The sequence below is a fragment of the Streptococcus sp. GP0011 genome (assembly GCF_030546305.1).
Classification (GTDB): Bacteria; Bacillota; Bacilli; order Lactobacillales; family Streptococcaceae; genus Streptococcus.
The window spans coordinates 282,656-302,584 of the sequence record NZ_JAUONR010000002.1 but is presented as its reverse complement, the minus strand read 5'-3'; the positions used below and the strand labels follow the sequence as shown (position 1 = coordinate 302,584).

Annotated in this window: 15 protein-coding genes and 1 other annotated feature; all 15 genes read right to left on the bottom strand. The window is 42.4% G+C overall.

Annotated features, from left to right (window positions below):
* Nucleotides 1-12: 12 nt before the first annotated feature.
* The 15 genes from rpoD to rnr all read right to left on the bottom strand — a co-directional run bounded on the left by rpoD (nucleotide 13) and on the right by rnr (nucleotide 19,886).
* On the bottom strand, nucleotides 13-1,122 hold the full coding sequence (rpoD, locus tag Q4443_RS03830; protein WP_000201892.1) for an RNA polymerase sigma factor RpoD: 1,110 nt from the start codon (nucleotides 1,120-1,122) through the stop codon (nucleotides 13-15).
* A gap of 2 nt (nucleotides 1,123-1,124) precedes the next feature.
* On the bottom strand, nucleotides 1,125-2,885 hold the full coding sequence (dnaG, locus tag Q4443_RS03825; RefSeq protein ID WP_049518569.1) for a DNA primase: 1,761 nt from the start codon (nucleotides 2,883-2,885) through the stop codon (nucleotides 1,125-1,127).
* Nucleotides 2,886-3,081: 196 nt separating this feature from the next.
* Complete coding sequence (locus Q4443_RS03820; RefSeq protein WP_049485240.1) at nucleotides 3,082-3,840, bottom strand: ABC transporter ATP-binding protein; 759 nt, start codon at nucleotides 3,838-3,840, stop codon at nucleotides 3,082-3,084.
* Nucleotides 3,837-4,703, bottom strand: a complete 867-nt coding sequence (locus tag Q4443_RS03815; RefSeq protein ID WP_000637255.1) for an ABC transporter permease — start codon at nucleotides 4,701-4,703, stop codon at nucleotides 3,837-3,839. Before Q4443_RS03815 ends, Q4443_RS03820 begins: the two co-directional genes overlap by 4 nt.
* 65 nt (nucleotides 4,704-4,768) lie before the next feature.
* A complete protein-coding gene (gene trpX / locus Q4443_RS03810; RefSeq protein WP_049479003.1) occupies nucleotides 4,769-5,764 on the bottom strand; it encodes a tryptophan ABC transporter substrate-binding protein in 996 nt (331 codons plus the stop codon).
* Between the two features lie 118 nt (nucleotides 5,765-5,882).
* Nucleotides 5,883-6,097, bottom strand: a binding site (T-box leader).
* Nucleotides 6,098-6,193: 96 nt separating this feature from the next.
* Entirely contained in the window at nucleotides 6,194-8,890 is a 2,697-nt protein-coding gene (gene ppc / locus Q4443_RS03805; protein ID WP_303407979.1) for a phosphoenolpyruvate carboxylase, read from the bottom strand.
* 23 nt (nucleotides 8,891-8,913) lie between these two features.
* Nucleotides 8,914-10,137 (bottom strand): FtsW/RodA/SpoVE family cell cycle protein, encoded by a 1,224-nt coding sequence (locus Q4443_RS03800; protein WP_000703343.1) that lies wholly within the window; start codon nucleotides 10,135-10,137, stop codon nucleotides 8,914-8,916.
* Between the two features lie 187 nt (nucleotides 10,138-10,324).
* Nucleotides 10,325-11,266: a peptidylprolyl isomerase PrsA gene (gene prsA, locus Q4443_RS03795; protein ID WP_000728080.1), complete on the bottom strand. Its 942-nt coding sequence runs from the start codon at nucleotides 11,264-11,266 to the stop codon at nucleotides 10,325-10,327.
* A gap of 67 nt (nucleotides 11,267-11,333) precedes the next feature.
* Nucleotides 11,334-12,047, bottom strand: a complete 714-nt coding sequence (locus Q4443_RS03790) for an O-methyltransferase (RefSeq protein WP_000230408.1) — start codon at nucleotides 12,045-12,047, stop codon at nucleotides 11,334-11,336.
* A 1-nt stretch (nucleotide 12,048) separates the two neighbouring features.
* Entirely contained in the window at nucleotides 12,049-13,851 is a 1,803-nt protein-coding gene (pepF, locus tag Q4443_RS03785) for an oligoendopeptidase F (protein ID WP_042902356.1), read from the bottom strand.
* 18 nt (nucleotides 13,852-13,869) lie between these two features.
* Nucleotides 13,870-14,826: a competence protein CoiA gene (locus tag Q4443_RS03780; RefSeq protein WP_000495881.1), complete on the bottom strand. Its 957-nt coding sequence runs from the start codon at nucleotides 14,824-14,826 to the stop codon at nucleotides 13,870-13,872.
* A gap of 76 nt (nucleotides 14,827-14,902) precedes the next feature.
* Nucleotides 14,903-16,051, bottom strand: coding sequence for a DUF1887 family protein (locus Q4443_RS03775; protein WP_044020888.1), 1,149 nt, complete (start codon nucleotides 16,049-16,051; stop codon nucleotides 14,903-14,905).
* A 175-nt stretch (nucleotides 16,052-16,226) separates the two neighbouring features.
* Nucleotides 16,227-17,087: an SAM-dependent methyltransferase TehB gene (gene tehB, locus Q4443_RS03770; protein WP_044020889.1), complete on the bottom strand. Its 861-nt coding sequence runs from the start codon at nucleotides 17,085-17,087 to the stop codon at nucleotides 16,227-16,229.
* 14 nt (nucleotides 17,088-17,101) lie between these two features.
* Entirely contained in the window at nucleotides 17,102-17,569 is a 468-nt protein-coding gene (gene smpB / locus Q4443_RS03765) for an SsrA-binding protein SmpB (RefSeq protein ID WP_001051742.1), read from the bottom strand.
* Nucleotides 17,532-19,886 (bottom strand): ribonuclease R, encoded by a 2,355-nt coding sequence (gene rnr, locus Q4443_RS03760; RefSeq protein ID WP_049518567.1) that lies wholly within the window; start codon nucleotides 19,884-19,886, stop codon nucleotides 17,532-17,534. Before rnr ends, smpB begins: the two co-directional genes overlap by 38 nt.
* Between the last annotated feature and the right edge of the window lie 43 nt (nucleotides 19,887-19,929).

Sequence of the window (19,929 nt, the reverse complement as noted above, 5' to 3'; positions counted from 1 at the left end):
TCATCCTCACTCTTAATCTTCAATAAAATCACGAAGCGGTTTGCTACGACTTGGTTGACGTAGTTTTCTCAAAGCCTTGGCCTCGATCTGACGGATACGTTCACGAGTTACGTTAAAGACTTTACCAACATCTTCAAGGGTACGCATTTTCCCATCGTCCAGCCCGAAACGAAGGCGCAGAACGTTTTCTTCACGGTCTGTGAGAGTATCCAAGACTTCATCCAACTGCTCACGCAAAACGATACGAGTTGTGTAGTCCACTGGATTCTCAATTACTTCGTCTTCGATAAAGTCCCCGAGATGGCTATCGTCCTCTTCACCAATAGGTGTTTCAAGAGATACTGGCTCTTGGGCGATTTTCAAGATTTCACGCACCTTGTCAGGTGTCATATCCATGCGCTCAGCGATTTGTTCAGGTGTTGGATCTTGCCCCAATTCTTGAAGGAGATTCCGCTGTTCACGGACAAGCTTGTTAATGGTTTCAACCATGTGGACAGGGATACGAATAGTGCGGGCCTGGTCAGCGATGGCACGGGTAATCGCCTGACGAATCCACCAAGTTGCATAAGTTGAGAACTTAAATCCTTTAGAGTAGTCAAACTTATCCACTGCCTTCATCAAGCCCATGTTTCCTTCTTGGATCAAGTCAAGAAACTGCATGCCACGCCCTACGTAGCGTTTAGCGATCGAAACCACCAAACGAAGGTTGGCTTCTGCAAGACGTTGTTTGGCTTCGATATCACCAGCCTCAACTGCTAGGGCCAATTCTTTTTCCTCTTCGTTGGTCAAGAGAGGAACAACCCCGATTTCCTTCAAATACATACGGACTGGGTCATTAACCTTGGCAGAAGTTGAGCCAATCAAGTCCTCATCACTGAGTTCTGGTTCTTCTTCTGCACTAAGCACACGCGCACTTGGATTTCCTTCGTTGTCTGTGATAGAAATTCCAGCATCTTGAATCCGTTGCAAAAGGTCTTCAATGCCGTCTGCATCGAGGGTAAAAGGAATAACCAGACTTGAATTGATTTCGTCATCTGTTGCTGTTCCTGTTTTTTTGTGGTTACGGATAAAGTCTGCTACTTGCACATCAAATGTGGTTACTTCTTTTTGTTTTGTTGCCATTATTACTCCATTCTTCTCTTTTGGGAAATCAATCGTTGCAATTCTTCCAAGGCTGTGTCTGTATCTCCTACATGACTAGCTTCCTGCACTTTCTTTTTAATTCTTAAGTTGTCCTTGCTGAGGAGGGCACGGTTTCGAGTCGCTTCGACCTCCGCTAGCTCTTGAGGCGACATCTCAGCTGGCAAATCCAGACTAAGCACGTGGTACCAAGCATTTTCAACCTCAGGTGTCTGATGAGAAAGCTCCTCTGAGCCGATTTCTCCCTGCTCACTTAATAATTCGTAAAGAATCTGAAATTCTGGGGTATCAAAGAAAAAATCTTCTCTTAATCGATAGTCATTTAACACAACTGGATTTTCAGCCATCCTATAGAGGAGATGCGCCTCTGCTCTCATGACTGCTGTCAGTTGCCGCGTTACAGGCAAACTAATCGCTGCTGGAGGTTGCTCCTCTTTAACTCTTTCCTGCCTCTGAACAATGCGACTTTCATTTACTATCTGTTCCACCTGCTGGTAATCAAACGAAGGTAGATTATCCGCCAGAATGTGGATATAAGAATTCTGGGCAGTGATAGACTTTTCTTTGGCGATTAGGGGTGCAATCTTTTCAATGAACTCGATTTGCGCCTGCAAGTTATCACTATTTTCTGGCTTGAGCTGGTGAATATAGAACTCTATAGGACTGATCCGAGTCTTGGTTAAAAGGTAAGCCAGATCTTCAGGAGAATTCTTTTGCAAATACTCATCTGGGTCCATGGCATCAGGTACTCGAACAACCTCCACTGAAAAGCCTTTTAACTCCTCCAGAGCCTTGGCTGTTGCTGCCTGCCCTGCCTTATCGCCATCATAGCTGAGAACTATCTTTTTGGTAAAACGTTTGAGATGATCAACATGCTCCTTGCTCAGGGCTGTCCCCATAGAAGCCACAGCATTTTCTATACCAGCACGGTAGGCTGCAATCACATCCATGAAGCCTTCCATCAGATAGAGCTCTGTGATCTTACCTGTACCCTTTTTTGCCTTGTCCAAATGATACAATTCGTAACTCTTGTTAAAAATTGCAGTCGAACGACTATTTTTATACTTAGCAGTCTGAGTATCAGTTTCTTGCCAAATACGACCTGAAAAGGCAATAACCTGCCCCTTGTCATTGGTCAATGGAAAGATGATCCGTCCGAAAAAGGTATCATAGAATTGATTGCCATCTGACAGGTAGAACAAGCCCGAATCCAATAAATCCTTTTCCTCAAACTTGTCAGCTAAACGTTGGTAGAGATAAGTTCTCTCTGCTGGAGCTAGTCCAATCTGGAAGTGCTTCAGAACATCGTCTGTCAATCCGCGTTTGTAGAGATAATCCCTTGCTTCTTCTCCCATCTTGGTCGTCATGAGGATGGCATGGTAAAAACGGGCAGCTTCTTCATGCATATCATATAGAGCTTGATGAGGGGAAGCTTGTTGGGGACGAGACTGAACAGGCATAGCTAGTTGAATACCGACGCGCTCTCCTAAGAGCTGAACGGCTTCCATGAAGGACACGCCTTGGTATTCTTCGATAAACTTAAAGACATCTCCTGAACGACCACAGCCAAAACAGTGATAAAACTGCTTGTCTTCCACAACGTTGAAAGAGGGGGTCTTTTCACCATGAAAAGGACAGAGCCCTAAATAGTTCCGTCCAGCCTTTTGTAAAGAAATCACATCACCTATGACTTCCACAATGTTGGCATTGTTTTTGATTTCTTCAATGACTTGCTTGTCAACCATACACAATACCTCCATCTTATCATAGTTTCACGTAAACTAGTATAGCTTATTTCTGAAAAAAAGTAAACCATTTCATACGCTTTCCGTAATTCTCTTTGCCTTATTTCTCTAGATAGAAAGAGGAGATAAAAAACTCAGAAACACTTCCATCCTTCTAAGTTAATCTTCACTATTTTTTGATGAAATACAGGCTCATCTATTCAAATAATTGATAGTAGTCTGAGATTTTCATCTGAGCTTTTTCTTCTTTATTGAGATCTTGGATGATACGACCTTCCTTCATGACAATCAGACGGTTTCCATACTTTAGTGCATCTTCCATATGGTGGGTAATCATCAAGGCTGTTAGATGATCCTTGCTGACAAAGTCATCTGTTAACTCCATCAAGGCAACACTAGTCTTTGGGTCGAGAGCTGCTGTGTGTTCATCCAACAAGAGCAACTCAGGCCGCTTCAAGGTTGCCATCAAGAGACTCAAGGCCTGGCGTTGACCACCTGATAGAAACTCAATCGGAGTATCTAGATGTTTTTCAAGCCCATTTCCCACTTTTTCAATGGTAGCCTGAAACTCTTCCCGATGACTTGATAGCCTTCTAGGCAGGAGTCCTCTCTTCTCACCACGAAACTTGGCAATCAAGAGATTTTCCGCCACCGTCATACGGGGAGCCGTACCCATCTTAGGATCCTGAAAGACGCGAGACAAGTACTTAGCCCGCTTTTCAGGTGAAAAATGCGTCACGTCCTCGCCCATGATACGGATACTTCCACTTGTTAAAGGCAAGGTACCTGCAATAGTGTTAAAAAGCGTTGATTTCCCTGCTCCATTTCCCCCTAGGATGGTAATGAAATCATGTTCGAAAATTTCAAGAGAAACATCATTCAGAATGATTTTTTCCTCATCAAAGCCATTCGTAATGACTTTGGTAGCATTTTTTAATTCTACAATTGCTGTCATTTGCTAAACTTGACTCCTTTCAGGTATTTGCTTTTGAAGGTTGGAATCATGAGGCAAACTGCTAAAATCAAGGCGCTGTACAAACGAAGATAACTTGTATTAAACCCAAGAGCAATCACTCCCCAGACGAGGAACTGATAAGCAATAGACCCCACAACTATGGTCATGAGTCGCTCTGCCAGGGTCAAACTCTTGAACAATACTTCACCAATAATCAAGCTAGCAAGCCCTACGACAATCACTCCAATTCCTCGAGAAACGTCTGCATATCCTTCTTGTTGAGCAATTAAAGCCCCTGCAAGCGCGATAATCCCATTTGAGAGAACCAAGCCCATGAGTTCCATACGTCCCGTATTGATACCAAAGCTACGAGCCATATCAGGATTGTCACCTGTAGCGATGTAGGCCTGACCTAGTTTGGTATCAAGGAAAAAGAGCATGAGACCAATAACAAGAGCTACAAAGATTAATCCAGTCAGGAGTTGGTTAAGGTCTGAATCGAAAGGCAAGACATCCTGAATTTGCTTGGTTCCAAGAAGCCCCAGATTGGCACGTCCCATAATCATGAGCATGATGGAATGACAGGAAGTCATTACTAAAATCCCTGATAAGAGGGTTGGGATTTTTCCTTTGGTATATAAGAGACCTGTCGCCATTCCAGCTAGACAGCCCGCTCCTACTGCGGCTAGGGTTGCTAAAAATGGGTTGACTCCCTGTGTTATCAAGGTTACAGCTACTGCTCCCCCAAGAGGAAAAGAGCCCTCAGTAGTCATATCTGGAAAATTCAAAATTCGAAAAGTCATAAAGATTCCCAAACCTAAAATCGCCCAGACCATCCCCTGAGAAATAATGGATACTATCATAATCTTTCACTCATTTCTTTCTTTAGTAAAAATGGGAGGAGATGTGTCCAGCTCCTCCTTTATCTTTATTCAATCACTTGTCCTGCTTCTTTTAGAACGGACTCAGGAATGGTGATACCAAGTTCCTGCGCTAGTTTTTTGTTAATCACTGACTTACCAGTTGAAAAGACATTAACTGGTGTATCAGCTGGTTTTTCACCTTTCAAAACTTTGGCAATCATTTTACCAGTAGCCACACCAAGATCGTGTTGGTCAACTACTACAGATGCTAATCCACCTGCTTCTACCATGGCAGTGGCACTTGGATAGATTGGCTTTTTAGCTGTTTGGTTGCTTGAAACAACTGTTGAAAATGCGGATGCGATGGTGTTATCAATTGGAACCCAAATCGCATCGACCTTGCTGGTCATAACATTGACTGTTGAAGCAATTTCATTGGTTGATGGAACGGCAAATGTTTCGACTGTCAAACCTGCTTTTTCAGCATAAGCCTTGAATTCTTCAACTTGTGATTTTGAGTTATCTTCACTGCTTGAGTAGAGAGCTCCGATCGTTTTGACATTTGGTGTGAGGGTTTTAATCAACTCTACTTGCTGTTCAGCTGGGTTATGGTCTGACACCCCTGTGATGTTGCCACCTGGTTTTTTCAAATCTTTGACCAAGTTAGCACCGATTGGGTCTGTAATAGCAGCCATGATAACAGGTAGGTCTTTTGTAGCACTAGCAAGTCCTTGAGCAGCTGGTGTTGCGATCCCAACAACAACATCGTTTCCATTAGCAACCAATTGTTTACTCATGGTTGCAACCTTGCTCTGATCGCCTTCAGAGTTCATAAAGTCGATTTTTACCTGGTCGTCCTTATAGCCTTCTTCAGCTAGTCCATCTTGAATTCCTTGGTAAATCAAGTCCAAGGATGGGTGACTAACAAATTGAAGGACACCAACCTTAGCGACCTTTTGCTCTTCCTTAGCTGCTGGTTTGTTCATTGATGAATAAATCAAGCTAGCCACCACCAATACTGCTAATCCAGCGACAATTCCAATCAAACGTTTATTTTTCATTTTTCTTTCTCCTTAATTCTTTTACCTTAACTTTTTAAATCACATCATCAAGCGATGCCATCGTTTAAATTCCAATATCTTTCCTCCCCATAGAAAAAGTCCTCACACAAAAAACTTGTGTGAGGACGTCGATGCGCGGTGCCACCTCAATTATAGGAATATTCCTATCGCTCTTTCTCGCAATAACGAGTTGCACTGTAAGGTGTGCTCACCGAATTTTTATGATTTCAAATTCTTAAGTACATTCAGCCCAATTTCATCAATTTCATCTATCTGCTTTCACCAACCACAGACTCTCTAAAAAATGAGCAAGATTACTTTCTGAATGTTTAAATTATATCATTTTTCAACTACTTGTCAAGCTTATTTTTAGAATTTTTTAAACAATTCAAAAACTTCCCCTTTATAAAAGAGGAGGTTTGTAGAATATCAGCCTGAATTACGCAAACCAGTTGCAATTCCGTTGATAGTTGTATGGATCAGTTTTTCTTCGTCTGCCGACAATTCTCCGCGACGTTGACGTTTGATCAACTCCAACTGGATGTAGTTAAGGATATTAAAGTAAGGCATACGATAGTTTAGACTGTCTTTTAGGTAAGAGTTTTCTGCCAAGAGTTCGTCATAACCTTCGATAGCTAAAATAACGTCCTTAGTCAACTGCCATTCATCTAAAATAGTGTAGTAGATAGCTTGTACTTCTTCGTCTTCACAGAGCTTGGCATATTCAAAAGCAATGTTCATATTAGACTTAGACAAGACCATGTCTACATTGGAAAGCAAAGATTGGAAGAAAGGCCAGTTTTGGTACATATCTCGAAGAAACTCGATATTCTTTGGATCTTGATCTATAAACTCTTTAAAGCTGGATCCTACTCCATACCATCCAGGAAACATGACACGGCTTTGTGACCATGAGAAGACCCAAGGAATGGCACGCAAACCACCAATTTCAGTGATGGTCTTACGAGCTGCTGGACGCGAACCGATATTGAAGCTTGAAATAGCTTTGATTGGACTTGATTCAAAGAAATAGTCATAGAAATGTTCATTTCCAAAGACCAAATCACGGTAGATATCATAACTACGGTCCACTACTTGATCCATGATAGCTTCGTAACGATTTGACGTATTGATATCACTCTTCTTCTTGGTAATCATGCGGTTAATGGCTGCAGAAACCAACATTTCAAGGTTATAATAAGCAGCGTCTTTGTTTCCGTATTTATTTCCAATGACTTCTCCTTGCTCAGTCAGACGGATACGGTCCTTAATAGACTTGAGCGGTTGAGATGTGATGGCTTCATAAGTTGGTCCACCACCACGACCCACAGTACCACCACGACCGTGGAAGAAAGTGACCTTAACGCCAAATTCATCACCGATAGCAGTTAGTTGTTGTTGCGCCTTGTAGAGAGTCCAACATGAGGACAGGTAACCACCATCCTTGTTACTATCAGAGTAGCCAAGCATGATTTCTTGGTAGTTGTCTTTTGAAGCAATCCATTTTTTAGCCAAAGGAAGAGAGAAATATCTTCTCATGGTTTCTTCCGAATGGTCTAAGTCCTCAATAGTTTCAAAGAGGGGAACAATCTGAACTCGTGCTTTTTGGGCATCCACCAAGCCGACTTCCTTGAGCATGATTGCTAGCTCTAGCATATCTGATACACTGGTTGCATGTGAGATAATGGTTTGACGAATGACATTTTCACCCAGTTTATCCTTCAACTTGCGGGCAGCTTTAAAGATAGACAGTTCCTTCTCAAGAAGTTCTGACTTTTCAGCATGAGTGGCTGAGAGGATACGAGGATCTTCTTCCAACTCTTTTAAGAGGAGGGCACATTTTTCGTCTTCAGACAGATCGCTATAGTGGTCGTTGATTCCTGCGGATGCTAACAATTCAGCCACACAGGCTTCGTGAACGCTAGAATCCTGGCGCATGTCAATAGAGGCAAGGTAGAAGCCAAAGATTTCGACAGCTTGCATCAACTCGACAAATTCTCCAGAAATCAGGTATTCCCCTTTGTTTTCAAGGAGAGAGTCCCGAATGGCCAACAAATCTTGATAAAATTCATCTGCAGTGGCATATCTAGGCTGAAGTTCCTTGTCTTCAATGAGATAAGCCTTAGTTGCCTGCATCTTAGCTTGAATGTCAAAAAGAGCACGACGATAGAGTTCTTTTTCACGGTAAATGGAGTTATCTTGTGACTTCAGCGCCATCTCACGAACCTTGTCGCTGACATTCACGATGCTGGTTGACAGTGAAAATTCACGATAAAGATTATAAATCTTTTCATCATAGTAGTTCATGATGACTTCACACTGAGTCAAGGCTGATTTATTGAGAGTTTCCGCTGTTACAAAAGGATTTCCATCACGGTCTCCTCCGATCCACATCCCCATGGTAATCGGTTTTGGATGTTGGAGATCGATACCTTGTTCTTTTGCCATTTTTTTATACTCAGCTGTCAAACGTGGAACAGCATTCAGGAAAGAACTTTGGTAATACTCCATCACGTTGGTGATTTCGTTGGTTACTTTCAATTTTTTCTCACGAATCATGTCCGTTTGCATGATAATTTCAATATAACGACGGAGATCCGTGTGCCATTTTTCTTTATTAATCAAACCGAGTTTGACATCACGGTACTTGCGCAAAAGCGTATGGATATGGTTGGTCAAGTCCAGCATACTCTTGCGTTGTACTTGCGTTGGATGAGCGGTCAAGACAGGAACGACATTTAACTTTTCTAAAATTTCGGCTGCATTTTCTTTTTCAGCTACCATCTTAATCGTTGTAGATAGTTTTCCTAGATAGTCTTGGTCCACATTGTTTTGGTGATTGATTTCATAGGCCAAATCCACATCCTCAGAGATATTAATCAAAAGTGGAAGGATAGAGAAATAGCGTGAAATGTAAATCATTTCTTCATTCGAAAGACTGGTCACTAGGTCATTGAGCCCTTGATAATTCTCGCTAGTTGATAATTCCTTCAACTGGATAATCTTTTCAAAGGTTTCTGGCGCCAGCATATTTTTTGTGATATCTTCTAATAGCTCAGTCAGAATCAAGACTTCTTCTTGGACGACTGCTTTATTACTATAGTTTTCTAATTTTTGAAGAGACATATACTTTCCTTTCCATACAATCCTTACAGACTTTCATCGGTTTGATTCTCGTATTCTCTGATAAGCTTGGCACGTTTTTCACTGGCATCAATGTTCAGTACAAGCGCGATGGCTACGGATAATACCAGTAGACTGTTCCCACCTTGTGAAAGGAAGGGGAAGGTTACCCCTGTAGAAGGAATCAACCCTGAAATCCCACCGATATTGACAAAGACCTGAACAAGGATCATCCCTCCGACACCAATAGCAACCATGGAGTTAAAAGGATCCTTTGCTCGAATACCAACCAAGATGATTCGCAAAATCAAGAAGAAGAGTAGAGCCAAAATCATACTGGCTCCAACGAATCCAAACTCCTCTATAACGATTGAAAAGACGAAATCCGTATGGGCTTCTGGCAGATAACCACGCTTCTCGATAGAATTTCCCAGTCCCAGTCCGAACCAGCCTCCATTTACCATGGCATAGTAGGAATTTGCGAGCTGGTGTCCTGCCCCCGCCAAATCATTAAAGGGATTAAAGAAGGCACTAAAACGTTTAGCAACGTAACCAAATACAGGAATTTGAGAGAACTTTTCAACCCCAACAAAGCGAATGACAGACAAGACTAACATTGAGCTCCCTGCCAAGAGAGCCAGAATGGTCGAGAACCAACGATAGGCGATTCCACTAACCGTATACATGATGAGCGCCACCAAGACCAAGATGGTCGCATTTCCCAAGTCTGGGAAAATTCCCAGGCTACCAATCAGAACCAGCAGAACAAAACGCCAGTCATTAAAAGCTCGAGGTAGCCACTGATTCTGTGTCAAAACCTGGAAGTCATAAACCGCAATCTCATCTTGTTGTTTTGAAAATCGATGTGCCAGGTACCAGATGATGATAATCTTAAGGTATTCCGCAGGCTGAATCGTTACAGGTCCTACAGAGATCCATCCGTATGCTCCATTGACAGGTGTTCCGACCAGTCGCGCCAGAGCTAAAAGAACCATCTCCACAATCATTACGATAAAAATAAGACGTCCATTTCTTAGGAAACCTAATTTTAATTTATAGATTAAGGCAATCAGAATCAAACTAGCTATCCAGAAGATCCCCTGGTTACGCACCAATTGAAAGGCACTTTTTCCTTCTTCGATCAAGGTTGCACTCGTTGTTGAGTACACTACAATCAGCCCCAAAATCGATAAAAGGAAGTAAGGAATCAAAATGGAATAGTTTAGTAGGTGCCTTTTACTAATTTTCATATTTCACCACTCTAATAGGAACAGACGCTTCTGTTCCCAATTCCGTTTTATTTTCTAGTTTTGATTGCTATTATACCACTTTTTCAGAAAGAAAAAAACTCTTATCCTTTAATCCTTCGAATTTTACTCATTTTCTAGGATCAGGTATAAAAAAACAAATCTCTTTTGAGATTTGTTTTTTGCTTTCTTAGTTAGATGAAGAGCTGCTGCTTGAACTTGAGTCACCACCACCGATGTATTGGGTGAAGATGTTTTGGAAGGCTTGGTCTTTAACCTTGATGTTTGCTGCTTGCAATTCTTTACCAATTACTCCTTGAACAAAGGCTGAATCATTTTGTTTCTGAGTCAAGATGATGGTCTTCAATTTTTCTTTGTAATCCTCTATATTAGAAGATTTTTCTGTTTTCTTCGTTACTTTGATGATGTAGAACTGACTGCTGTAGGCTTGTGTTCCAGTAGCTGTAATCACATCAGAAACCCCGTTCACATCCAAGGCAAAGGCTGCTTTCTTGACTTGTTCTGGAAGTTCTGTAGAAGCAGAGTCAAAAGTGATTTCTCCACCATTTTCTTTTGTTTTGTCGTCGTTAGAGTTGTCTTTTGCCAACTGAGCAAAATCTGCACCTTCTGCTTTAGCTTTCTCAAGTACTTCTTTTGCCTTGTCTTCATTATCCAAACGGATGATTTGAGCTGTTACATCTGGTGTGTAAGACTCAAAAGCTTTTTGGTAAGCTTCGTCTGTCAACTCACTCTCAGCAGCCTTCTTAACTGCCAATTCAACCAATTTGCTAGTGCGGATTTGAGCTTTACGAGTCTCAGGTGTCATACCTGCACGTTGAAGCACGCTGTTGTAGCTATCGCCGTATTTCTTTTGTTCTTCAGCAACGGCATCATCCACATCTTTATCCGTTACCTCTGATCCATATTGTTGTTCAAATACTTTTTGGATGGTCATATTGAGCAAGACTTGTTGTGCAGTTGGATTGTTCTTTACTTCTTCAAAGAATTGATGCTCTGTAATCACATCGCCCTTCATGCTGATCAAATCTTTTCCTTCAGAACTGTTTGAACAAGCTGCAAGTGTTGCTACTGATAAAAGTGTGATGGCTCCTGCCATAAGTTTTTTCTTCATTTTTACTCCTTTTACGGTAAGTGTTACCTTATCTATTTTACTATAATTTCTTAAATTTTTCTGAAAATCATTCGCTCTCAGGAAGCTCTACTTCTGCTAGATTCTTTCGTAGCATGAGAATACCATCTCCAAGTGGAACTAGAGTTGCTGTTAAACCTGGATTGTCCAAAGTTGCGTCGAAAAGTCTTTGCAAACCACGGTAAATGGTTCGTTGACCACGGCGGACTTCCATGATGTCCTTGGCAACATCTCCTCCTTGGAAAATATCATCCAAGACCACTACTCCACCAACTTCCAAGTGCTTGAGGATTTCTGGTAGAAAGACGATGTACTTGGACTTGGCCGAATCCATAAAGACAAAATCATATGTTTCTGTCAAAGTAGATAAAACATCAACAGCATCACCTTCAAGTAAGGTGATTTGCTTACGACTGTCAAACTGGGCAAAGTTTTCCTTGGCAAAGCCTATCATCTCAAGATTACGGTCAATGGTTGTAATCTTGGCATCTGGCGCATGTTCCGCCATCAAGAGGGCTGAAAAACCAATTGCCGTCCCAATCTCCAAAATGTTCTTGGGCTGTATGGTCTCCATGAGAAATCGAAAATACGCGACCGTTTCATGGGGAATGATGGGAATGTTCTCCTTGCGAGCAAAGGTCTCCAATTCTTTCAAAGAACCTGTCACCTGCTTTTGACGCTGGCGCATGAGTTCAACGATTTCTTCCTTGACGACGGGCCGACGCATATTGTGATTGGCATTTTTACTATAAGACTCTACCATCTTAAGCTAGTCCCAATTTTTCAACAAGGGCTTCAAACTCGTTCAAGCGACGTTCAAAGACTGCAAAGGCATCGTTGAGATAGTCTTCCTTCTCCATATCCACTCCCGCTTTTCTCATGACATTGAGTGGATAGTCTGACTTACCTGCCTTGAGGTAGTCGATATAGCGGTCACGATCTTCTTGACTACCATGGACAATCTTTTCAGCTAAGGCTGAAGCAGCTGCAAAACCAGTTGAATACTGATAAACATAGTAGTTATAGTAGAAGTGAGGAATGCGTGCCCACTCGTATTGGATCTGAGGATTGTCTTCCTTGCTGAGTCCATAGTACTCTTGGTTCAAGTCAGCGTAGAGTTTATTGAGGAAATCACTTGTCAAGACTTCTCCATTTTGGTCTGCTTGGTGGATAGCATGTTCAAACTCAGCGAATTGAGTTTGACGGAAAACTGTTCCACGGAAACCATCTAGGAAGTTATTGAGAATTGCAAAACGAGTCGCATTGTCTTCTACTTCTTCCAACAATTTCTCTGTCAAGATATTTTCGTTAGTCGTTGAGGCAATCTCTGCTAAGAAGATAGAATAATCCCCGTAAACATAAGGCTGAGTTTCACGAGTATAGCTTGAGTGCATACTGTGACCTGTTTCATGGACAAGGGTAAAGAGATTGTCTAGATTGTCCTGCCAGTTGAGAAGCATAAAGGCATTGGTATCGTAAGAACCACCAGAGTAGGCACCAGAACGCTTGCCTTGATTTTCATAGACATCAATCCAACGCTCACTGAAGGCACGTTTGACACGGCTCAAGTAGTCGTCACCCAAGACCGCCAAGGCTTCTTCTGCCTTTTTCAAGGCTTCTTCGTAGGTAAAGCTATAATCTACTGAAGATAGCGGTGTGTAGACATCGTACATCTTGAGGTCGGAAATACCCAAGATTTTAGAACGAAGTTCTAGGTAACGATGCAAGAGTGGCAAATGCTTGCGAACTGCTGCTACTAGATTGTCATAGACACTTTCTGGAACAAAGTTTGCTGCGAGGGCTGCATGGCGAGCACTCTTATAGTTGCGAACTTTTGCTCGGTAGTTTTGCACCTTAACATTTGTCTGCAAAGTCTTAGCATAAGTGTGTTGGAATTGCTCATATGTCGCATAAAGGGCTTCATAGGCACCACGACGCACTTCACGGTTTTTAGACTCCATCAAACGGATGTAAGTACCGTGTGAGAGTTGCACTTCCTTGCCTTCGTCATCAAGCACGTATGGGAAGCTAATATCCGCATTGTCCAAAATAGCGAAGGTTTCACTAGCAGAACCAAAGATTTCTCCTGCTCCAGCAAGCAATTCTTCCTCACGTTGTGAAAGAACATGGTCTTTCTTTTGCAAGAGCTTGTCAAAAAAGTGCTTGTAAACTTGGAGTTTTGGTTGAGCTTCTAGGAAGGCCGCATACTCCTCTTCGCTAATATCCATAAACTCAGGTTCATAGAATGAAAAGGCTTGTTCTAACTGACTGTATAGGGTCATTGCCTTAGCATAGTACTCTTGATACTTGGCTTCACGCGTGTCCTGGTCATTTTTCATATGCGCATAGACATAAAGTTTTTCAACTTGGCGTTCCAAGTCGAGTGAGAATTCTGTGATCTCAAGCAAACTGTCTGCGCTATCCAAGAGATGCCCCTCATACTGGGACGCTGTTTGTACTTTTTCAGTTAAATCTTTCAAGGCTTCTTCCCAAGCCTGGTCTGTTGGGTAGATTGTTGAAAGATCCCATGTATCTTTTTCATTTATTTCATGTCGTTGTAAAACCATAAGATTCCTCCATCCTTTCTATTTTACCACATTTTTTGAGAAATATAAGTGATAAAAGGCTGGTGGATAGAGCTTTTGGAGATTATTTTTCTGATTTTTTTGATAGTAAGCCTGAAAATTTCTATAATAGCTAGCCAAATCCGTTTCAATCTGCAAAAAATCACCTGATGCTATCGGTCTGACCTGGGGATACCAGTCGTCAAGTTGACGGTTTAATAGATTGTCTCCTTGATAATAAGCTTCCTCCTGTTTTTTCATCCAGTAGGGCGTTTGATAGTACAACTGCTGGCGAATGTAGTGACAGATAGTTGAATCTTGCACAACTGCAAAACGAGGCAGTTTTTGTTTCTGATAAGGAAATCGTAGAATTTCCAAGAGATTTCCTTGACCATAGGGAAATTCTTTGACCTGAAAATGAAGCTTGCCACGTAGGTCCTGATGCAGAAGATATTTGAGTCTCAAAATTTTCCTTTTGAGATCCAGTTCCCAAACAAAGAAACCCATATTTTGACTAAAATAGAGAAATCCCCTTTGCAATTGTGTTAATCGCTCTTTTAACCAGAGTTTTTCTCCCAGTAGCCAGATAACCTGATAGCCCTGGCTGCGGTATCCTTGACTTCTATCGCCTAAAAGCTTTTGAGACAAGGGACTGCACTGAACTTCTAGTGCTAGTTTCCCATTGACGAGAACATCCGCAACCTGCTGAATCTCGGGCAGACTATATTCCAAGGCGACCTGATTGTCCTTCTTGGCCCAATGATAAAGGGCCTCTTTGTTGCCCATGTGTTCTGGACTTTCATTCTCGAAAATAGCGATGCAATCCCTTAACCTTTCATGGGCAAAGTGCGTTCGAATACTCTGTCCTTGGCGTAATCGTAGTCTGCCCCCACAGGCTGGACAAGTATAAGCTTGCTTGGTCACATCTTTTTCAAGGGCATTCACCAAATTCCCCTTGGCATCTCTGGCTACAAACATGGGCTACCTCCTTTTCTCATTTATTCGAAAAAGAAGAAAAAAAGACTGGAATTCCAGCCTTTCATGATATTATTTCTCATCTTTTTTGTCTCTTAGAATATTTTTTTATCATGGGAATGAGATTGGAAATCTGCTCACTTCTAATGACCAGCACGCCGTATTCCTGGCAGCGATTGGCATAAACAGGATTGATTTTCCCCGTACAGACAATTAGCTTGAGGCAACTCTCCCCAGCAAAATGATTAGCGTAAACTTCTAGTTCATTGATGGCTTCGACTGATAAATCTGTCATCTTGCAGGAGATAAAGGTAATCGAGCGTCCCTTTCTCAGAATGACATCAATCTCATTTTGAACATTGTCTGCCTCTGGAAAGATGCCATTCCAATCAATCTCACCACCTATCATGCACTCATCAAACAGCTGAGACTCAAGTGCCAAGAGATAGAGATATACCTCTAAAATATGTCCCTTGTTGCGGCAAAAGACTTGAGCTTCTTGACTTGGAAAGCTGTATGCTACTCGTTTCTTGCCTTCGCTTTCCATACAAAGCATCCCCGCTTCCACAAGTAAAGGGATAAGGGATTCTGGGTAGTGATAATACTTGCCGTTGTTTTCCAGTATCTTTTCGGTCTCAGCATGCAGGTCATTGGTCTTAGCTAGAGAGAAAAATTGGGTCACCTGATACCAGTGGGCAGGGTTGGCAATGGCAGAGCTGGCTAGTTTTTTGATGGCTGCAATTTGCTTAACTGAGTGGATAGGGCGTTTTGATTTGAGCATTTTTCCACCACGCAAGGCTATCAGCTGTTGGATGTTTAGGGTTGGAATGTCCAAATCTTCTTTTTCTAACTGACCGGCTACCCACTTGTATTGTTTTCCTCGCTCGACATCCATGGCAACGATGGGGAGGTGGCGATCCAAGCCGTATTGATAGAGAGATAAAGCTAGTAGCGAATCCCCACCAAAAACATCGAGAAGGACTTGGTCATAGCATGCTAGGCAATAATCTAACTGATCCGCTAGTTGTTCTAAGGATAACTGACGAAAGGTCACTCGTTGGATATGAGGCACCTCTTCCATGATGAACTGACGGAGAGAGAGTTTTTCATTATTGCTTATTTTCGTCAAAGAAAGGAAGAGAATCTCGTCACAATCACTGATAAAGGCCTGGTAGACATTCTTTTCCAATACATGCCGATCATACAATTCCACCAAAAGACTCGTCATTGGACCACCTCCATCATCTACACTTTCTCAAGCCGAGAGAAAAATAATACAGCTCTACTGCTCACATTTCCTACTTCTAGTATAGCATAAAATCCTGCTTCCCCACTCTACCATCGCAAATAAAAATGAATAGAAACCTTGTAAAGTGGTTTCTATTCGCTTGTAAAGATTTGATTTACTTGATTTTCTTGGCTAGCATAGTCGCAAAGCGTAGTTGAATGCGATTACCATTTTCATCACGACGGTGCAGATGTCCTGGGTTTTCATTGTACTTAATCAATTCCCAATCCTTGTAGTAGTCCGCCAACTCCCCTTCTTTAAAAGTGAATGGGAAGTTGATTGAGCAAGGATAATCCTCCGTGTCCATGGCACAGACGATGAGATTGTAGCCACCGACTGTGGTGTGCTCCTGCATATTTTGGATAATAGCTGGAATGCGGTCCGCTTGTAGGAACATCAGAACAACTGTCGATACGATGAAATCATAGTCTTGGCTAATGCTGGCTGAATTGATATCGTATAGTCCGACAGGCATGTCTAGATCCTCTTGCTCTACGATGCTTTGCAAGATTTCAAGGGACAATTCATTTTGATCAACAGCTGTCACATCAAAACCATTCTGTGCAAGAAAGAGAGAGTTACGGCCTTGACCACAACCCAAATCCAAGGCTCTTCCTGGTTTCACCGTCTGCATAGCTTCTAAGACTTCCGAATGGACTGGATTGGTCTGGTATTTCTTAGGGAAATAATCCTCAGGTTTACAATAAAATTCCAAGTACCATTCTACATCGTCTGTTGCAGCCTCTACTCGGTGCCAGGCTTGCGGTTGTGCCATAGGATTGTCAGCTCCTGCCTCAAAGCGGTGCTCAGCTAGAACCTCACCATCTTCAGTCAACTCAATAAACTTGAGTGCCCCCTTCAAGACAGTAATTTTTCCCCAAGTGCCGACTTTAGTATTGTGCTTTTGCTGAACAGCTTCAGGCATGGTCTGTTTATTCCACAAGGGCATCCGTTTATAGGCAATTAATTTTTCCATTTTACTTCCTCTTCTTAACGCTGGTTGACAGCTTTCATCACACGCGCGATGTCGCGGTTTTGTTCACGACGTTTGATAGACTCCCGTTTGTCATAGTCATGTTTCCCTTTAGCAAGTCCTAAAAGGAGTTTAGCATAACCATCTTTAATATAGACTTTAAGGGGAACAAGGGTCATTCCTGTCCCTTTGGTCTCTTGTTCCAATTTTTGAATTTGCTTCTTATGGAGCAGGAGTTTACGACGGCGTTCTGGTTCCTGGTTCCAGATATTACCCTCTTCGTAAGGGGCAATATGAACATTGCTCAGCCAGACTTCCCCATTTTTTACTTGGGCAAAGCCGTCCTTGAGGTTGATTCGAGCAGCTCGAACGCTCTTGATTTCAGTTCCGGTTAGGACCATTCCTGCCTCTAGCGTATCTACGATTGTATAGTCGTGGTGCGCTTTTTTATTTTGTGCGACGACCTTTCCCTCGCCCTTTGCCATGCTTGGCTCCTTTCTTAGCTACTTCCTTGTAAAAAGGTTTCTTGCCTTTTTTCTTTTTATCTTTTTGTGAATGCTTGTGCTTATCATTTGAGTGCCCTGATTTCCTCTTGTCTTCCTTCTTATCTGAACGACGACTTGAACCACGCCCTCTTTCTTTGCGACCAGCTTGTTTCAATCCTTTTTCAATAACATCAAACTCACTTGGGATATAAGAGAAGTCAATTTCACCTGTCATCTTATCGGCTCTTTCAACTCGAATGCGAATCTGCTGACCCACACGGAAAGTTATTCCTGATTTCTCTCCACGGAGTGTCAAGTCACGCTCGTTGAAATGATAAAATTCAGGTAGATTGGCGATGTGAATCAAGCCTTCAACTGTATTTGGCAATTCGACAAAGAGACCAAACTTGACAATGCTGGATACAACTGCATCGTACTCTTCACCAACGTATTCTTCCATATACTCAGCCTTTTTCATGGCTTCGACTTCACGCTCCGCCTCGATGGCACGACGTTCACGGTTGGAAGACTGGGTTGCAATCTCTGGAATCACTTGCTCAAAATGCTCTGCTATTTCCTTGGAACGCCCATAGTCGCGAATCATCCGATGGACTAGAAGGTCAGGATAACGGCGAATCGGGCTGGTAAAGTGAGTGTAATAGTCTGCCGCTAATCCATAGTGACCGTGGTTATGCTCCGAATAGCGAGCTTGTTGCATTGAACGCAAGAGCATCATAGAGAGGACATCCGCATAGGGTTCTCCCTCAACAGCACGCATGATGTCTTGAAGCGCCTCCTGGCTAATCTCACTGGCAGTCCCATAAATCCGCAAACCAAAGCTCGAAGCATAATCAATAAATTTCTGAACTTTTTCAGCCTTGGGCTCTTCATGAATCCGATAGATAAAAGGTAGGTCCAGCTTGCTAAAGTGCTCGGCAACTGTTTCGTTGGCAATCAGCATAAAGGACTCAATCATCCGCTCTGCAATTCCACGTTGGCGAAGAACGATATCCACAGGCTTGCCTTTTTTATCCACTAGAATCTTAGCTTCATTAGTATCAAAATTGAGAGCTCCACGTTTCTCACGCATGTTTTCTAGCCTTTCATGAAGCTTGGCCATTAACTCGATACTAGGAACAATTTTCTTAAACTCTTGTCTCTTCTCCTCGTCACCAGCTAGGATATCATTAACAGCGCTATAGGTCATACGGAAACTTGTCTTGATAACCGTTTGGGTAATGGTGTAATGAACCACACGACCATGTTTATCAATTTCCATAATAGCAGACTGGGTCAAGCGATCTACTTGAGGATTAAGCGAGCAAATGCCGTTTGACAAACGCTCTGGAAGCATTGGGACCACACGGTCTGTCACATAGACAGAAGTCGCGCGGTTAAGGGCTTCCTTGTCAAGGGCAGAACCCTCGGTCACATAGTAGGAAACATCCGCGATGTGAACACCGAGTTCGATATTACCATTTTTCAAAGGCTTAATGTGAACTGCGTCGTCCAAGTCCTTGGCATCCGCACCGTCAATGGTAAAGGTAAGCTCATCTCTCAGGTCCAGACGACCTTCCATATCCTTTTGAGACGGAGCATCTGGTACACTTTCTGCCTCCTTGAGAACAGTTTCTGGAAATTCTGAGACAATATCCATGGACTCCAAGACTTCAAGGACATCAATCCCCGCATCAGTCGAGTGTCCGACCACGTCGAGCACACTAGCGACAAAGAAATCATGTTTCTTACTCGGGTATTTGTCGATAAAGACCTTGAGAACTTCAGTACCTTCCAACTTGATAGGCGGTTTCTTCACATAGATCGGTTGGCTGATTTTCTGATTTTTTGAACGGATGTAGCCCGCATACTTGGGCTTTTCCTGATCCAGAACGATTTGCCCGACAACTGTTGTCAGACTATGCTCTAGGATATCGATAATTTTGGCTTCTGCAGCAGTTCCCTTGTTGCGGTCAGCGACTTTCTTAATCACGACCTCAACGGTATCACCATCAATGGCATAGTTGACATCGTTTTTTCCTACAAAAAGATCGTCCTCTTCGCCTTCTAGACTGACAAAGCCAAAGCCGTTTTTATGGGCATGAAAAATCCCTTTGAGGGTGATTTCATGTTTCCTCTTTTGGTCCAGACATAAACTACCATCATCTTCAAAACGAATCTGGTGCTTTCTTTCCATCAGAGACAGGGTTTTAATCAACTCACGGAAATCCTTGGACCCATCCTTTCCGAGAGCCTGAGCCAGGTCATTTACCGTCACTCGCCCCTTCTCTTGCAAATATTCTTTAATTTTATCTTTCATGTTTTCTTTCTAGATTTTTATAATTTTTTGAGTGATAACTTTA

Excerpts from the sequence above, each read along its gene's own strand:
- Q4443_RS03800 (WP_000703343.1), bottom strand. The coding sequence starts at position 10,137 with ATGAAAATTAGTAAAAGGCACCTACTAAACTATTCCATTTTGATTCCT.
- Q4443_RS03790 (WP_000230408.1), bottom strand. The coding sequence starts at position 12,047 with ATGGTAGAGTCTTATAGTAAAAATGCCAATCACAATATGCGTCGGCCC.
- rnr (WP_049518567.1), bottom strand. The coding sequence starts at position 19,886 with ATGAAAGATAAAATTAAAGAATATTTGCAAGAGAAGGGGCGAGTGACG.
- pepF (WP_042902356.1), bottom strand. The coding sequence starts at position 13,851 with ATGGTTTTACAACGACATGAAATAAATGAAAAAGATACATGGGATCTT.
- Q4443_RS03815 (WP_000637255.1), bottom strand. The coding sequence starts at position 4,703 with ATGATAGTATCCATTATTTCTCAGGGGATGGTCTGGGCGATTTTAGGT.
- ppc (WP_303407979.1), bottom strand. The coding sequence starts at position 8,890 with ATGTCTCTTCAAAAATTAGAAAACTATAGTAATAAAGCAGTCGTCCAA.
- dnaG (WP_049518569.1), bottom strand. The coding sequence starts at position 2,885 with ATGGTTGACAAGCAAGTCATTGAAGAAATCAAAAACAATGCCAACATT.
- rpoD (WP_000201892.1), bottom strand. The coding sequence starts at position 1,122 with ATGGCAACAAAACAAAAAGAAGTAACCACATTTGATGTGCAAGTAGCA.
- Q4443_RS03775 (WP_044020888.1), bottom strand. The coding sequence starts at position 16,051 with ATGACGAGTCTTTTGGTGGAATTGTATGATCGGCATGTATTGGAAAAG.
- prsA (WP_000728080.1), bottom strand. The coding sequence starts at position 11,266 with ATGAAGAAAAAACTTATGGCAGGAGCCATCACACTTTTATCAGTAGCA.
- tehB (WP_044020889.1), bottom strand. The coding sequence starts at position 17,087 with ATGGAAAAATTAATTGCCTATAAACGGATGCCCTTGTGGAATAAACAG.
- trpX (WP_049479003.1), bottom strand. The coding sequence starts at position 5,764 with ATGAAAAATAAACGTTTGATTGGAATTGTCGCTGGATTAGCAGTATTG.
- smpB (WP_001051742.1), bottom strand. The coding sequence starts at position 17,569 with ATGGCAAAGGGCGAGGGAAAGGTCGTCGCACAAAATAAAAAAGCGCAC.
- Q4443_RS03820 (WP_049485240.1), bottom strand. The coding sequence starts at position 3,840 with ATGACAGCAATTGTAGAATTAAAAAATGCTACCAAAGTCATTACGAAT.
- Q4443_RS03780 (WP_000495881.1), bottom strand. The coding sequence starts at position 14,826 with ATGTTTGTAGCCAGAGATGCCAAGGGGAATTTGGTGAATGCCCTTGAA.